Origin of the sequence: Commensalibacter sp. M0133, assembly GCF_016101485.1 — a bacterium.
Taxonomy (GTDB): Bacteria; Pseudomonadota; Alphaproteobacteria; order Acetobacterales; family Acetobacteraceae; genus Commensalibacter; species Commensalibacter melissae.
In genome coordinates, this window is the sequence record NZ_JACFQI010000001.1 from 979,523 (window position 1) to 995,711 (window position 16,189).

Sequence of the window (16,189 nt, forward strand, 5' to 3'; positions counted from 1 at the left end):
TGGTGTTTTTATCAAAATATCAATGATCCATAACAGCAATAATTATTCTTAACGGCTAATTGCCAATCCCATACCGTTTGGATCTGTATAAGCATGACATTGCCTGTCATTTCCTGGCAACCCATCAGAACAATAAACGGCATTTACCCGTCCTTTTGAGCCGCTCGAATTCGGTAATGAAACACCCTTTTCCCGTTTATTTCCTTGTTTGTTCAAAAAAGAATTCATGGTCACGGCAGCCTCTTGCGCCGCATCATTCTGTCCAGAGGCAGAAACTCCTGCAATAAAACGCTGTTTATACGTTGAAATCGATCCTGTTAACAAAGGTGGCGGCAACTGGCGAGGAGACGCAGCCATGACGATACCGGTTGTTCCAGAAATACGTCCTGTACCAAATAAATTATTCATGGTTAAGGCACAAGAAACGGCTCCCCCATCACGATCAACAACTACAAAAGATGTAGATGCTGGCAATGCTGGCAAACTGCCGCTGCCCGCCTTCCCATTATCAAGCCAGTCTTGAGCTTTTTTTGTCATTCCCTCAATGGATGACTTCAAATAAGTAGAACTGTTTTCTGCACGCCATTTTGCTACTGTACCCTGGGCAACATCATCCCTATTTTGACCATTATGCAACGCCATTGCCATACCCAGACCTCCATCTGCAGGAGGAGATAAAAAATATGTAATATTTTGCCCTTGTGTCAAAGACAAAGCTGAGGTTTGAACAGGCAGGGCATTTCTAAAGTCCTCGTTATACAGACCACCCCCCGCAATCTGGGATCCCAATGCATAACTTCTTGCAAGAGAACCAATATAAAGATCTGCAATACCTGCACTAATCAATCGGTCATAAATAATCTTTAAACGAGGCTGATATAGAATATCCCCAGCCTTAAGAGGAAGTCCATTTGCGTTTGTAAATGCTCTCTGCATGGCAGAATCCTCAAATAAGGGCTGCTGAACAGCTGCCAGATCACTCGCCAACGTGTCAGAAACGGGAGCACCATTTCCTGCCAAATTACCAACCAACCGTAAAATATCATTAATATCTGACTTGCCGTAACTTGCCTGTAATAAATATAATCCTCTTGCCATCATTGGAATCGCAGCTGGACGATCACTATTACTGGAAGGTTTTCTTCCTGCCTGAGGAAGGAAAATAATTGACTGTGCCGGTTGTCCGGGATGATACGCCAGACATGCTCCACCTCCTCCCAGCGAGGCACGGGAAGGCAAAGTTACTGTCAATGCCATACCTAGGGCCGTAGCTGCATCAGCCGCATTTCCCCCACGAATCAGGATATCCCGCGCCAACATGGCGGCTTGTGGTTCATCTGCAGCAACGCTCCCCACATATCCTGTTACACGATGATTCAAATTTGCAGATTTTGATAGTTTTTTCTCGTGATGATCCCCACCACATGCCGTTATTGAAAATGCCAAGGCGAAACCACAAACAGCCTTCTTAAACAAAACTATCTTTTGCCTTGATCCGTCCCTGAATTTTTGAGTAAATTTTGTTGTCTTTGCCTCAACACGACCTTTTGAAATTTGATAACGTTTTGACACGTGGCAGCGCTCCACTTAAAAAATCAATAATACCATAATAGGGTTCGAAAGTTATATTTAACTCAAATTATCAAGCCATACTCTATCGAGATTCATTTTATATCACAACAATTACAATTCTGTATAATATTATCCATCCATATGATAAAATCCCAATTTTACCAATCGGAAAACGCTTTATGAAAAAATTATCCTTTCGTCCTTTGATGACAGGTTCATTACTCTCCTGTCTTATCTCTTTCCCTGTCATTGGTCATAGTGAAGATCCAGCAGCAACTTTCTCATCCCAACAACGTCAAGAAATCATTTCCATTGTCAGACAGGCTCTAAAAGATGATCCAACCCTATTAGAAACTGGAATTCAAACCCTGATGAAAAAGAAAGAGCAACAACGCGCTTCACTTTCTACCCAGACAATAAAAGAGAAAAAAGGATTACTGTTACGTCAGCTACCCACTGACGGACTGATGGGCGATCCAAACGCAGCTACAACCATTACTGAATTTTACGATCCAAATTGTGGATACTGTAAAAAAATGCTGCCTATTTTAATCGATCTGGTCAAAAAACATAAGGATGTCAAGATAATCCTAAAAGTCATTCCCATCCTTTCTGAAAACAGCAAATTGCAGTCTCAGGCCATAATTGCGGCAACTAGACAAAACAATTATGTTGCAATGATGCGCTCCTTGATGACCAGTCAGGAAGATATCAACCTTAATACAATCAAATCTATTGCACAGAAACTTAAACTGAACGCCGATCAATTGGTAATCGATATGAAAGCGGATTCCGTCACCAACGCTTTAAACGACAACCTTCAATTAACTCATGATCTTGGTATTGAAGGTACTCCAGCCTTGATCATTAATGGTGAACATATCATTCAAGGTGCAATAAGCTATGACAATCTTGAACAAGTTATTGATAAATTTAATAAATAATATCATAGCCAAACTAAAGGCGACCCGCAAATCGCCTTTAAAATTCATTTTTTAGGTAATAAAGCTTTCAAGGCATCTACCATATCATCCATCATTTTATCCGTATGATAAGGATTGGGGGTCAATCGCAATCGTTCCGTTCCTTTGGGCACGGTTGGATAATTTATTGGTGGTGCATAAATTTTGTATTCATCCAGTAAACGTTGACTTATTTTTTTGCATAACTCAGCCTCTCCAATAATTACGGGTACAATCTGGCTTTTTGTCTCGATAAAAGGAATATTGGCCTGTCTCAATTTTTCCTGAAACGTATGAATACGTTCAAACAATTTTTCACGACGCCAATTCTGCTGACGAACCAAACGAACACTTTTTAATGCCGCTGCCACAACAGATGGGGGTAGGGAAGTCGTAAAAATAAATCCAGCCGCAGCCAATCGTAAATATTCAATAATTTCACGTTTCGCCGTTACATATCCCCCATGTACACCAAAGCCCTTTGCAAGGGTTCCTTCAATGATATCAACCTGATTCGCTACGCCATCCCTTTGAGAAACACCTCCACCCTCTTTTCCATACAAACCGACAGCATGTACCTCATCTAAATAAGTCAAGGCATTATATTTGTGTGCCAATGCACAGATGGCCCCGATATCCGCAATATCGCCATCCATAGAATAGACACTTTCGAAAGCAATCAGTTTGGCAACATTTTTTGGAGCATTTGCAAGTTTATGTTCAAGATCCTGCAAATCATTATGTTTGAAAACCACACAATCAGCATTTTTAGCTCCTTTTATACCAGCAATCATAGAATTATGATTTTGCTGATCGGAAAAGGTCATCCAGTTCCCGGACATACTCGTTAGGATAGTTTGCAAACTCGCCTGGTTTGATACATAACCTGATACAAATAACAAGCCAGCCTCTTTACCATGCAAGTCTGCAAGCTCAGCCTCAAGCGCTTCATGCAAGGGATGGGTTCCGGCAATATTTCTTGTCCCACCTGCACCTGCACCATATTTTTGAATAGCCATAATGGCGGCATTCATGACTTCAGGTTCAATTCCCATACCCAGATAATCATTGGCTGACCAGGCTATAATCGGGGTTTCCTCTTTTGCATTAATCTTTCTATCATAAACAGGATAATGCATTGACTGACGACTTAATGGGGTAAAACGTCGATACCGTCCCTGTTTCTCGATATCTTCAAGCGCCTCTTTGCAATAGGCATAAAAAGGATGTGAAAATATTATGGGTTCTGACACAATCTATTCTCCTATTTTAAATCCCTCGGGATTTAAATGATTCAACATGACAAAACATTGTCTGAATAACCAATCCATTACGTCCTCATATAGAACAAATAAGAAATCATCCAATAACCTTATTGTATAGTGACTTGGACAACATTTTTCTTGACCCCACCATCTGCCTTGGCATTCATTTGAATTTGCTCCGCCTTTGCACCCGCTCGGATTATTTCATTTGCAATTGCCCTGCCTTCTTGCGCTGCAATATTAGTCATTTGTTCCTGCTGCATTACAGGATCAGATGAAATTGGGGTGACAGAAGTAATAACAAACAAGGCATCCGCTTTTCTTGACAACGCATCCTTTACCAAATTTGTCAAAGGTTTTTCCCATTGATCCTGGGGCGTTCCCTCTACAATCTCGATCGGTGGTGCGGGCGGAGGCGGAGGAGGTGGAGGAGGCGGGGGAATATAAGGAGCGGGCCTACGTCCTGCACTCGGGTTAAAAGTCCTTTGATCAACCAGCTTACAAGAACTTAATAAAAAAAAACCACTTAATAACAAGGAAACATAACGCAAATGACTGATCATAAAATTGACTTAAAGTGCAAAGTTGGAAAAGAACGCTAACAATCTCAATTAAACCTTAATAATTGATTTTACAATATAAAGAAATCCTTTACCCTTATATTTCTATTATTCAATAATCGAATTTATTCAATTACCCGAAATAAACCGTAAACTAAGACTGCTATTGACATGAAAGTTTCATTAAAAAATTTGATCCTACACTTGATTCATATAAAAAATTGATAATCCTGTGCAATCACAACCTCATTTAGCATATTGTTAAAAAAGCTAACAAAAGATCAAATTTGTGGTAAATTATTAAGATTAATATTCACGTTATCAAAAAAACGTGATTAAATAGAGTTAAAGACGAAGAAAAGTTTTTATATTAATTTTCACAAGACGATTCGCCTTGGAAAATCTTTTTAACCTTAAAGGGAGATTTAACTATCATGGCTATTAAACTTGCAATTAACGGTTTTGGACGTATTGGTCGCTTGGTACTACGCAGCATCATTGAAACCGAACGTACTGATGCGGAAGTCGTATTGATTAACGACCTTGGCAGCCCAGAGGCCAATGCTCACCTTCTCCGTTATGATACGGTTCACGGTCGTCTTCCTGCAGATGTTAAAGTCGAAAATAATACAATGACCATTACAACACATAATGGACGTAAAATTGGCCCAATCAAAATTACAGCCGAAGCAGATCCAACAAAACTTCCATTACAAGGTGTTGATGTTGCAATGGAATGCACAGGACGTTTCACAAGCAAGGAGGCCGCAAGTGCATTGCTTCAGGCTGGTGCCCGTAAGGTTCTTGTTTCCGCCCCCGCAAAAAATGTTGATGCAACCATTGTTTACGGTGTTAACCACAAAATTATCAATGGCAACATGACTGTCATTTCCAATGCATCATGTACCACAAACTGTCTTGCTCCTATCGCAAAGGTTCTTCAGGATACAGTCGGAATTGAACGGGGCAGCATGTTGACCATCCACTCTTACACAGGTGATCAACGCACGGTTGACACATTACATAAAGATCTCCATCGTGCCCGTGCCGCTGCACAAAACATCATTCCGACAACAACTGGTGCCGCAAAAGCCGTTGCATTGGTTATTCCCGAATTAAAAGGAAAACTGGATGGAATTGCCATTCGCGTTCCAACCCCTAATGTTTCTTATGTTGCTTTGGACTTTGTTCCCACCAAAACACCCGCTTCTGTTGAAGAGTTAAATGCCTATTTCAAAAAAGCGGCCGAGGGTGAGCTAAAGGGTATTCTTGGCTATAATGATGAACCACTCGTAAGTTCCGATTTCAACCATTGCTTTAACTCCTCAACCTTTGATGCAACACAAACCGGATTTATTGACAATGGTAAATTGATCCGTGTTGCTGGCTGGTATGATAATGAATGGGGTTTCTCAACCCGTATGACTGATACAGCTGTTGCCCTTGGGAATGCAAAATAATGGTTGAACAGAAAACTTTCAAAACCCTTGATGATCTTGATTGCAAAGGTAAGAAAGTTCTCTTGCGCGGGGATCTGAATGTCCCCATGCATGATGGCAGAATTACCGATACAACGCGTCTGGATCGTTTGGTCCCCACCATCAAGGAACTGGTTAAAAAAGGTGCAAAGGTTATTCTGTGCAGCCATTTTGCCCGTCCAAAAGGCAAGGTGGTTCCAGAAATGTCTTTAAAACCAGTCGGTGAAGCTTTATCCAATATCTTAAAACAGTCTGTGGCTTTTGCTGATAATTGTGTTGGCCCTGATGCCCAGAAAGCTGTCACGTCAATGAAAGACGGTGATATTCTCTTACTTGAAAACACCCGCTTTCATGCTGGTGAAGAAAAGAATGATCCAACGCTTTCTAGAGAGCTTGCTTCTTTGGCAGACGTTTATGTTGATGATGCTTTTTCAGCCTCCCATCGTGCCCATGCATCAACCGAGGGTGTTACCAAATTCCTGCCTTCATTTGCAGGTCGTCTAATGGAGGCTGAATTAAATGCATTGAATGCCGCCCTGGAACATCCTGACCGTCCAGTTGGTGCCATTATCGGCGGGTCAAAGATTTCCACAAAGCTTGATTTGCTTTCCAATATGATCAATAAGGTTGATGTATTGATTATTGGTGGGGCTATGGCCAATACCTTTCTTGCCGCTCAAGGCGTCAAGACTGGTAAATCCCTGCAGGAAGCCGACATGCATGAAACAGCTCGTGACATCATGGAAAAGGCAAAAGAACAAAATTGTAAAATTCTATTACCTGTAGATGTTGTTGTGGCCGCTGAATTAAAAAATAATCCAGCGACACAAACTGTTGATGTCCATGCCGTTCCCGATAACCAAATGATTTTGGATGTTGGGCCAAAAACGGTGAAATTACTGAACAAGTATCTAGCTGAGCTCAAGACCTTGGTATGGAACGGGCCTTTGGGTGCTTTTGAATTCACACCTTTTGATAAGGCAACCAATGAAGTGGCTCAAGAAGCTGCCAAATTAACCAAGGCTGGCAAGCTTAAAAGTATTGCTGGCGGCGGTGATACGGTTTCTGCCTTAAAACATGCTGGCGTTATCAATGAAATGTCTTATGTTTCAACCGCTGGTGGCGCATTTCTTGAATGGCTGGAAGGTAAAGCTCTTCCAGGTATTGTTGCCCTAACAACATTAGCTCAAGAAACAATGCCTTTATAGGTTTTTTAAAAAAACTTTTGAAACAAAAAAGGCTGATTTTTCAGTCTTTTTTGTTTTTCTACTTGAAATATGACAATCATATTCCCGATGAATTTTTTAATATCAACGGTAATTTAAATTTTCCGCTATTGGTTGAAGTCCACTTTCAGCAGATATCTGAGATAGGAAATAAGCAATTTCCCGCTTATCTGTCATATTAAAATGATTGGCATTTCTATTAAGGTAAGGCAATGCTGTAGCGTTAACTCCATTCTTTCCTTTACCTGATGGATTTACAGCATCCAGCATACCAATCGTTATAATTTGAGGATAAACGGCATTTTTTGTTGCCTCACTTGCGGAGCCCTTTTGCTTTTCTCCTTCTTTTTGCCAGGGTTGAATAGATGACGGTTTCCTTTCAACATGATTTATTGCAAGCGAGGTTGAAGAATCTTGGGGCAGCAAACCCGTAAAATTATTCAAGTATATTGAAGTTTTTTACCGGGTGTTATAACATCATCAGGATGTGTATAAAATTTACTCTGAAACTCAATGATTGCCTTTTTTGTAAGCGGACCACATATTCCATCAACATCGACATATGATGCCCCATGCCGTTTGAGTAACGACTGTACAATTATAACATCTTGACGGTTATTTACAGCATTACGCCCAACCGAATGACGAATGTTACGCATTTTAATTACTCATTGAATCCATTGACATTCATAATGACTTCTTTGGCGCTGCCTTCACAAACTCCAAATTCTGGATGATATTCAAAATAAACATCAACCGAGCAAACATCCTCATATTGATCTTCCGCATTGACAAATGAACTTTCTATGGTTACTTCATCGCTATAAAGAGGAAAAAATGGCACTTTATATTGCTCAAACTGATCACTTGCCCAGGAATCATTAAATCTGACTATAAAAGACTTGGCCATTTGCAGTGCTGGAACATATTCGTTTCCGACGAACATCAGGGTCATTGTAATCTGCGATCTTGACCTGAAAATCTTATGACGCCCCCGATAATAGCTTTCATTACTTGAAAGACGGTTCTCATCAACGATATTCATGAGTATATAGGGTGCTTTGGGGGTTGAAACTCGATTACCGCGACCTTGTATAATCGTTAATTCAGTTCCTTTAATAGGGATAGCTTTTTTTATGAATTTTCCTACCAAATTATACATTTCTTTATAACTTAAAGTGTATAACTCTGGAAATTCTCCATCTTTGGGAGCAACAACCATGACTTTGACATGTTTATTATCCTTTTTACTCATAGAATTAATGCTTTCTTAAATTTTTTGTTTTGGAAATTAATTGGAATATTGATGCTATTGTCTTGGCATCTATTGAAAAAATTCTATTGATAAAAAACAAAAAAAACGACCTACTATCAAGATCGCTTCATCAAACTATACTAATACTAACTTACTAAAATAATCTCAAAATCTGACAGAAAATTCAATAATGTTTGACTGTTTGTATCAATTTCTCTAGATATATTTAAGTGGCTTTTACAAATATAAACTATAAATTCACAATTTTGTTTTCAAACATTATAGAGCCATCAACGATATCCCTATAAAACCATTTATTATAGCAATAATCAAAATAATAGCTCAGCTATCAATATTAACTTCTGTAGTGGAAAGTTGAACTGTATCTCCCACCAATCCCTTGGCGAATTCTTCTGCAGAAAAATCGCGAAGATCTTCCGTCTTTTCACCAACTCCTACTGCATGGATTGGCAACTTAAATTTTTCAGCCAAGGCAATGACAATACCTCCTCGTGCCGTACCATCCAATTTGGTAATGATTAATCCACTAACATCAACCATCTCCTTAAAGATACGAACCTGTTCAATTGCATTTTGACCTGTTGTGGCATCCAAAACCAATAAAACAGAATGCGGCGCAGTTTCATCAAATTTACGCATGACACGAATGATTTTGGCAAGCTCCTCCATCAGGGCACTTTTATTATGCAAACGACCTGCCGTATCAATCAACAGCAAATCTGTTTTCTCATTTTTTGCTCGTTTCAGGGCTTCAAAAGCTAGACCCGCTGCATCTGCCTGCGGTTTTCCTGAAATAACCGATACACCAACCCGATCACCCCACACTTGCAATTGTTCCACTGCTGCCGCACGAAAAGTATCCCCGGCAACCATCATCACCTTAAGCCCCTGATCAGTAAAAAACTGTCCCATTTTTCCAATCGTTGTCGTTTTTCCTGTCCCGTTTACGCCAACCATCAAAACAACATGGGGTTTCAAATCAGGATTAGGCTGAAATGGTACGGCAACTGGTTTTAAAATCTTGGAAATTTCTTCTGCAAGGGCCTGTTTTATTTCCTGATCCGTAACTTCCGAACCGAACCGGGTCTTACGAAAGGATTCAATAACATTTTCCGCTACTTCTGGCCCGAAATCAGCAGAAATTAGAATATCCTCCAATTGTTCAAGTGATTCATCATCCAATCGTCGTTTTGTAAAAACAGATGTTAAGTTGTTTCCCAATTTTTGCGTTGAACGGGAAAGCCCCTGTTTAAGACGAGAAAAAAAACCAAGCGCCATTTATATTCTTTCTACTATAATACCATCAGAATTACCCGAAATTACACGGGCTGAAATAATTTCACCGGGAGTTGCCTCCTTACCTGTTAAGGTTGCTGGGGAAAATTGTTCACTGTGACCACGATCAACCGTTTCCATCAAGATGGAAACCGTTTTATTAACAAAATATTCATGATATGAACTGGCTATTTCCGCACCCAAATTTCGCAACCGGGCCGCACGCTCTTTCCTTACGGAAACTGCAACGGCTGGCATCTGGGCCGCAGGCGTGCCCTTTCTTTCACTATAGGGAAAAACATGAAGATAGGGAATGGCAACTGTCTTTAGAAAATTGTATGTCTCCTGAAAATACAATTCATCCTCCGTCGGAAAACCTGCAATAATATCGGCACTTAGTCCGATATCAGGGCGTATTGAACGAAGTTGTTCAACCAATGATCCAACATCTTTGGTTTGATGACGTCTCTTCATCCGTTTTAATATCATGTCGGAACCTGCCTGAAGCGACAAATGAAGATGGGGCATAAAACGAGATTCGCTGGCCATTAAATCCCACAAAACCGGATCCATACCAATTGGATCAATTGATGATAATCTTAACCTTTTTAATTCCGGAACATCTTTTAGAATAGCCTTACACAGATCCCCCAACCTTCCTTTATGTTTCAGATCCCTTCCCCATGAAGCGATATCAACTCCTGTAAGAACAATCTCATTATATTGCTGTTGGGTCAAAGCTTTTACCTGATCAACCACTCCCTTAACAGAAACAGACCGGGAAGGTCCCCGCCCAAAAGGAATAACACAAAAAGTACAACGGTGATCGCATCCCTGCTGAATTTGAACAAAAGCCCTAGTCCGACCGGTAAAATCAGTTACAATCCGTCCCACGGTATTTTTCACCGTCATGATATCGGAAACCTGATTTCCTTGAGATAAAGCTGCCTCTGTCCAATTTTCTCCCTTTAACTTGTCTTCATTTCCCAATATTTGCTTCACACCCGGTAATGACGACCATTGTTCAGGATTGATTTGTGCGGCACAACCCGTGACGATAATACGTTTTTCGCCATCTTTTCGGTGTAGCCGACGAATTGCCTGTTTTGCCTGCCGTTCTGCCTCAGCTGTCACGGCACAGGTATTGACAATAACGACATTGTCAAGTTGCTCGGCATGCTGGCTCATTACCTCACTTTCATAACGGTTAAGCCTGCATCCAAAGGTAATGATCTGCGGTTTTTCCCTTTGGGTCTTTGATGTCATAAAGGGTAATGATCCAAATTAAATTGACCGGTAAAAGAAAAATGAACAGGACCTGTCATCAATACATCATTAGAGGCTTCATCCCATTCAACAATCAAATTCCCACCATCCATTCTTACCTCGCAATAACGATCAGCCAAACCTCGCCGAACCGCATTCACAACAGATGCACATGCACCGGAACCACAAGCCAGTGTTAACCCTGCCCCGCGTTCCCAAACACGAACCCGCATGTTTTGACGATCCAGCATCTGTACAAACCCTATATTTGCCCCTTCCGGAAACAAGGGGTCTTTTTCCAGAACCTGACCGCAAAATACAGGATCGACCGTAGATAAATCCTCAACGAAAAATGTTACATGGGGATTTCCCATAGAAACCGCTGCCGGTTCCCCGGATAATGGCAAATATAAACTATCAACATCACGTTGTAGTGGAATATCACGCCAATTCATTTTTGGCTGTCCCATATTTACTTTTACTGTAAAAGCATCAATGACCTCGGTTGGCAGTAACCCAGCGCTGGTTTGTAAGGTAAAATTCTTACGTTGAAATTTATCATGCAACCATGCCGTGACACAGCGTGAACCGTTTCCACAGGCACCTGCCTCATCTCCGCCAGGATTGAAAAAACGAACATAAACATCGGCTTTTTTATCTCTTGGAGCAGATAATATAATCAACTGGTCACAGCCAATCCCATAACGACGATCACATAGTTCGGCAATACGATTATTATTTAGCTGAATTCTGTTGACAGAATTATCGATAATGACAAAATCATTACCGATACCATGCATTTTACTAAAAGAAATATCCATTATTATTCTAACGTAACTATTGGTACTTAACTTGACTTAATTTATCAATGTAACACAAAAAACGCCAATTTTTTATGCCCATGACCGAATTAAACGATTTCCATCCCCATTCTTTTGATATTGCTGGTACAAAAAATGATCTTGAATATTATACGCACCATAAACCTGTACCTCTTATCGACCAAGGGGGATATAAAACTATTGAAGCCTTATATCATACTCTCATACAAAAAGGCGATACCATCCTCGACCTAATGTGTGGATCAAACAGTCATATTCCCGCGAATGTTCCATACCAAAATTTAATCGGTATTGATATCGATAACAATGCCTTACAACAAAATCATCAATTAACAAAAAAAATTCTTCAGGACATTAACCAAAATTTATCCCTTCCTTTACAAGATAACAGTGTCGATTATATTTGTCTGTGCTCAGTCATTGAATATTTGCGAAATCCTTTCGCTATTCTTGAGGAATGCTATCGGATATTAAAACCCCGAGGCAGAATAATCTTTTCTTTTTCCCCCCGATATTTAGCGACCCGCACTATTGCCTTATGGCAGGCACTTGATAACGGGGAGCGCCAGCGCTTTATCAAAATTCTTCTGAAACGATCAGGATTCAACAATTTTGATCAGGGAGAAGTTCACCCACCCGATAATCAGCCTCTCTGGAAAAGCAGCATATATAGTGTTGTTGCCAGTAAAATTTAATTTATGCTAATCATATTGGAATAAATCTGTAATGCGTCAACCTGCTTGTTATCTTCCCCATGGGGGCGGTCCGTGTTTTTTTATGGATGATCCTTATAATATATGGACCAATATGGGTGATTTTCTACATAAATTCCCTAAAACATTACCTAAAAAACCAGATGCCATCGTTGTCATTGCGGCTCATTGGGAAAGCGATCCGATCAAAATCCACCATCACCAAAATCCATCCTTGTATTATGATTATTATGACTTTCCCGAACATACTTATCAATTACAATATCCAGCATCAGGATATCCGCTTCTTGCCGAACAAATCCATACCCTTTTAACAGAACAGCATATTCAAAGTGAATTTGAAGAAAAAAGAGGATGGGATCATAGTGTTTTTATTCCCTTAAAAGTCATGTTTCCTGATGCCGGTATTCCAATTGTGGAAATATCGCTACATAATAACCTTGATCCGGCATACCATTTTAATATCGGTCGGGCCCTTTATCCGCTACGCAATAAAAATATTTTAATTATGGGAAGTGGGATGAGCTATCATAACCTGCCCTTTTTATTTTCTGGTCAAGGCACCAGAGAGGCATATGCTTTTGATAACTGGTTAACCGATGTCATTTCCCTTCCCGCTTGTGATGATCGTGATAGATTATTGATTGAATGGGAAAAAACCGCCGGCGCACATTCGGCTCATCCACGTGCAGAACATCTTCTACCCTTGATGGCGGTTTCTGGCGCAGCAAGACAAGATCATGGAAAATGTATATTTAAAGATATAATTTTACATAAACCAATTTCTGCTTACCAATTTGGTTGATTATTATCAAAACAGAAAATATTCCCTTAATCATGCTTTAGTTTTTAACATATTCTACAGTATTAAATAATACTGACATTAATTTTCTTTTTTTATAAAAATTGTTTCATGATAATACAAAATAAACCCTTGAATATTTATTTTTAAGTTTGAAAAAATTTGTATTTAGAATATTTTATAAATATTGTAGATATGTTTTAACCCAATAAATATTGATAAACCGCTTTATGATATTATATCAACCTTGAATGTATCTGATAATATCCCCATTTCACTCATTCTGTTTTTACAATTTCCCACAAAACCTTCATTTATTTAACAAAATCCACTTTGTTATATAGTTGATTTTTTGTTTAGATTTATAACCTACGTTTCGGATTACTATATGCCATTTACTCAAATTCATTCCTCCCTTGCAAAAGCTATAGAAAATAAAGGCTATACAGCCTTGACTGCTGTTCAACAGGCTGTTCTTGAACAACAGAATAATGAACAAGATTTACTTGTATCTGCTCAAACCGGTTCAGGTAAAACCGTGGCTTATGGAATTGCCATGGCAACAACATTACTTGCTAATAAAGATCAGTTTGCTGCTGCAAAATTACCGCTAGCCCTGATTATCGCTCCCACTCGCGAATTAGCGTTACAAGTTCACCAAGAATTATCCTGGCTATATACAAATACCAAGGCCAAGATTGTAACCTGTATTGGCGGAATGAATGTTCGTAAAGAAGCTTATGCACTGGAAAAAGGCTGTCATATCGTTGTGGGAACACCCGGACGACTTTGTGATCACGTACGGCATAATCATCTTGATCTGTCTGGCCTGGACACAATTGTTCTTGATGAGGCAGATGAAATGTTGGACTTGGGTTTTCGTGATGAACTGGAGGAATTATTATCCGCATGTCCATCAAATCATAGAACCCTGCTTTTTTCCGCAACCATTGACAAAGATATTGAAAACCTGGCCCGACGATATCAGAAAAAAGCATTGAGAATTAATACAGTTCCCACCAATCAGCATAGAGACATTGAATATCACGCTTCTTTGATTCACCCAAAGGAGGTTGATAACGCCGTTATTAATTATTTACGTTTTATTGACAGCCCCACAGCAATGGTTTTCTGTGCCACCCGAGAACTCGTTCGTCATATGCAATCAACTTTGATTGAACGGGGCTTTTCATGTGTTGCCCTTTCTGGCGATCTTGGACAGGAAGAACGAAATCATGCCATTAAAAGTCTTCGTTCTGGTCAAATACGAGTCTGTGTTGCCACTGATGTCGCTGCCCGTGGTTTGGATCTGCCCACTCTGGATCTTGTCATTCATGCTAGCCTTCCAACCAATTCCGCCACCTTATTGCATCGTTCAGGAAGGACTGGACGTGCCGGAAGAAAAGGTCGGTGCGTGTTAATTGTTCCTTCAAATCAACGCAATCGTGCCGAACGCCTATTGGCTCACGCTAAAGTAACAGCAAGTTGGGAAAACCCGCCTGATATGATGGCCATCCGTGAAAAGGATAACCAGCGTCTTCTTTCCAATCCTGTACTTTTAAGCAGCAAGGATATTATGGAAGAAGATCAACCTTTGATTCAGCAGTTGATTGAACAGTTCAATCTTAATGAACTTGCGAATGCTGTCATTTCATTTTATCGTTCAATTATTCCTAATCCCGAGGAAATTACAAACATATCCCTGCAGAAACAGCGCTCCGCCCCTTACAATAAGGAAAATAGAAGACAAAAATCATCAGAAAAATATGCATTTACAAACGGGGTCTGGTATGAAATTCCAGTTGGTCGAAATGAAAAAGCAGATCCTAAATGGCTTATTCCAACCATTTGCAAATCTGGTAATATCCAGAAAAAAGATATTGGAAATATTCGTATTTTTGATAACGCCACAAAATTCGAGATTTCCTCGGAAAAAAAAGATATTTTTAACAAAAATATTGCAAATGACAAATCCGTAAACATTTACCAAACGTCAGCCCCGTCTATTGGGGAAGGTGATAAAAAACCGGATTACAGGCGCAAAAGAAAAAATGGGTCGGATTTAAAAAAAACAAGAACCAGAAAGAAAACCGATTTTAAATACAAAGATAAATCGGGTCCATCATCTTCATCAAGAAAACGCAAAAAATAAATAAAGGGGCTTATGCCCCTTTACCAAATTCGTGTCACAAATTAAAAATTTAATTTGAAAATGGATGTGTCAAATCATGTATATCCTGTTTTGTATTATTTTTTAAATCTTTCCATTCCTGACGTCTTTGTTCCTGACGATATTTCATTTCTCTTCTGGGTTCATTCAGACGATCCTTGAAATCCTGCTTTTGTTGATCCCAGCGTGCTCTCTGATCCCTTTGATAATCCCTATAACGGTCCATACGTTCCTGTGCTTCTCTTTTGGGTCCATTCAGACGATCCTTGAAATCCTGTCTTTGTTGATCCCAGCGTGCTCTCTGATCCCTTTGATAATCCCTATAGCGATCCATACGTTCCTGCGCTTCTCTTTTGGGTCCGTTCAGACGATCCTTGAAATCCTGTCTTTGTTGATCCCAGCGTGCTCTCTGATCCCTTTGATAATCCCTATAACGATCCATACGTTCCTGGTTTTGCTGCATACGATCGCGAATTGCCTGATTATGCTGTGTAACACGGTTATGAAAATTATCTTCCTTTTGTTGCAAATTCTGTATTACATCCTGAGCATGAACCTGAGAGACCAAATTCCCCATCATAAATACACTTAAAAAACTTGCAGAGATAATTAAACGTTTTGACAACATTTTCTTTCCTTCTTTATGAATCTAATCATCTTAAATCAAAACAAAATTCGGGCTATATTAAGGCATTAATGTAACAATAAATATCATAAACAGCTCCTGAACTGAATGAAACGAAAGGATGAAAAGTTATTAAATACCATCAAACTGATCCATG

General features: G+C 39.7%; 16 protein-coding genes. 6 read left to right on the forward strand and 10 right to left on the reverse strand.

Going from position 1 to position 16,189, the window contains the following annotated elements:
• Positions 1-48: 48 nt before the first annotated feature.
• On the reverse strand, positions 49-1,572 hold the full coding sequence (locus tag H3T46_RS04410; RefSeq protein ID WP_347400991.1) for a gamma-glutamyltransferase: 1,524 nt from the start codon (positions 1,570-1,572) through the stop codon (positions 49-51).
• Between the two features lie 179 nt (positions 1,573-1,751).
• Here H3T46_RS04410 and H3T46_RS04415 point away from each other — a divergent pair, with 179 nt between their 5' ends.
• Positions 1,752-2,516, forward strand: coding sequence for a DsbA family protein (locus tag H3T46_RS04415; RefSeq protein WP_198197520.1), 765 nt, complete (start codon positions 1,752-1,754; stop codon positions 2,514-2,516).
• A 44-nt stretch (positions 2,517-2,560) separates the two neighbouring features.
• Here the strand turns inward: H3T46_RS04415 and hemA are convergent, their stop codons facing one another.
• Both hemA and H3T46_RS04425 read right to left on the reverse strand, forming a co-directional pair.
• Positions 2,561-3,787 (reverse strand): 5-aminolevulinate synthase, encoded by a 1,227-nt coding sequence (gene hemA, locus H3T46_RS04420; RefSeq protein WP_347400990.1) that lies wholly within the window; start codon positions 3,785-3,787, stop codon positions 2,561-2,563.
• 119 nt (positions 3,788-3,906) lie between these two features.
• Positions 3,907-4,362: a hypothetical protein gene (locus tag H3T46_RS04425; RefSeq protein ID WP_155569564.1), complete on the reverse strand. Its 456-nt coding sequence runs from the start codon at positions 4,360-4,362 to the stop codon at positions 3,907-3,909.
• A gap of 431 nt (positions 4,363-4,793) precedes the next feature.
• Here H3T46_RS04425 and gap point away from each other — a divergent pair, with 431 nt between their 5' ends.
• Both gap and H3T46_RS04435 read left to right on the forward strand, forming a co-directional pair.
• Positions 4,794-5,819, forward strand: coding sequence for a type I glyceraldehyde-3-phosphate dehydrogenase (gene gap / locus H3T46_RS04430; protein WP_155568432.1), 1,026 nt, complete (start codon positions 4,794-4,796; stop codon positions 5,817-5,819).
• On the forward strand, positions 5,819-7,045 hold the full coding sequence (locus H3T46_RS04435) for a phosphoglycerate kinase (RefSeq protein ID WP_198197522.1): 1,227 nt from the start codon (positions 5,819-5,821) through the stop codon (positions 7,043-7,045). Before gap ends, H3T46_RS04435 begins: the two co-directional genes overlap by 1 nt.
• Positions 7,046-7,147: 102 nt before the next feature.
• Here H3T46_RS04435 and H3T46_RS04440 read toward each other — a convergent pair whose 3' ends face one another.
• The 6 genes from H3T46_RS04440 to dapF form a co-directional block, all read right to left on the reverse strand.
• On the reverse strand, positions 7,148-7,507 hold the full coding sequence (locus H3T46_RS04440) for a hypothetical protein (protein ID WP_155580807.1): 360 nt from the start codon (positions 7,505-7,507) through the stop codon (positions 7,148-7,150).
• Positions 7,504-7,722, reverse strand: a complete 219-nt coding sequence (locus tag H3T46_RS04445) for a peptidoglycan-binding protein (protein WP_198197524.1) — start codon at positions 7,720-7,722, stop codon at positions 7,504-7,506. The genes H3T46_RS04440 and H3T46_RS04445 overlap by 4 nt, the downstream gene beginning before the upstream one ends.
• 5 nt (positions 7,723-7,727) lie before the next feature.
• Positions 7,728-8,318, reverse strand: coding sequence for an LIC_12616 family protein (locus tag H3T46_RS04450; protein ID WP_155580809.1), 591 nt, complete (start codon positions 8,316-8,318; stop codon positions 7,728-7,730).
• 342 nt (positions 8,319-8,660) lie between these two features.
• Positions 8,661-9,617 carry a signal recognition particle-docking protein FtsY gene (ftsY, locus tag H3T46_RS04455; RefSeq protein WP_198197526.1) on the reverse strand — a complete coding sequence of 319 codons (957 nt, stop codon included), beginning with the start codon at positions 9,615-9,617 and terminating at the stop codon, positions 8,661-8,663.
• Positions 9,618-10,880, reverse strand: coding sequence for a tRNA (N(6)-L-threonylcarbamoyladenosine(37)-C(2))-methylthiotransferase MtaB (mtaB, locus tag H3T46_RS04460; protein WP_198197528.1), 1,263 nt, complete (start codon positions 10,878-10,880; stop codon positions 9,618-9,620).
• Positions 10,877-11,701 carry a diaminopimelate epimerase gene (dapF, locus tag H3T46_RS04465; protein ID WP_155567257.1) on the reverse strand — a complete coding sequence of 275 codons (825 nt, stop codon included), beginning with the start codon at positions 11,699-11,701 and terminating at the stop codon, positions 10,877-10,879. The genes mtaB and dapF overlap by 4 nt, the downstream gene beginning before the upstream one ends.
• Before the next feature lie 80 nt (positions 11,702-11,781).
• Here dapF and H3T46_RS04470 point away from each other — a divergent pair, with 80 nt between their 5' ends.
• The 3 genes from H3T46_RS04470 to H3T46_RS04480 all read left to right on the forward strand — a co-directional run bounded on the left by H3T46_RS04470 (position 11,782) and on the right by H3T46_RS04480 (position 15,389).
• Positions 11,782-12,417, forward strand: a complete 636-nt coding sequence (locus H3T46_RS04470; protein WP_198197530.1) for a class I SAM-dependent methyltransferase — start codon at positions 11,782-11,784, stop codon at positions 12,415-12,417.
• 31 nt (positions 12,418-12,448) lie between these two features.
• A complete protein-coding gene (locus H3T46_RS04475) occupies positions 12,449-13,240 on the forward strand; it encodes a class III extradiol ring-cleavage dioxygenase (RefSeq protein ID WP_198197532.1) in 792 nt (263 codons plus the stop codon).
• A 385-nt stretch (positions 13,241-13,625) separates the two neighbouring features.
• Positions 13,626-15,389: a DEAD/DEAH box helicase gene (locus H3T46_RS04480; RefSeq protein WP_110438509.1), complete on the forward strand. Its 1,764-nt coding sequence runs from the start codon at positions 13,626-13,628 to the stop codon at positions 15,387-15,389.
• A 49-nt stretch (positions 15,390-15,438) separates the two neighbouring features.
• On the opposite strand, the gene H3T46_RS04485 is transcribed toward H3T46_RS04480, so the two are convergent.
• Positions 15,439-16,035 carry a hypothetical protein gene (locus H3T46_RS04485; protein WP_155569568.1) on the reverse strand — a complete coding sequence of 199 codons (597 nt, stop codon included), beginning with the start codon at positions 16,033-16,035 and terminating at the stop codon, positions 15,439-15,441.
• Between the last annotated feature and the right edge of the window lie 154 nt (positions 16,036-16,189).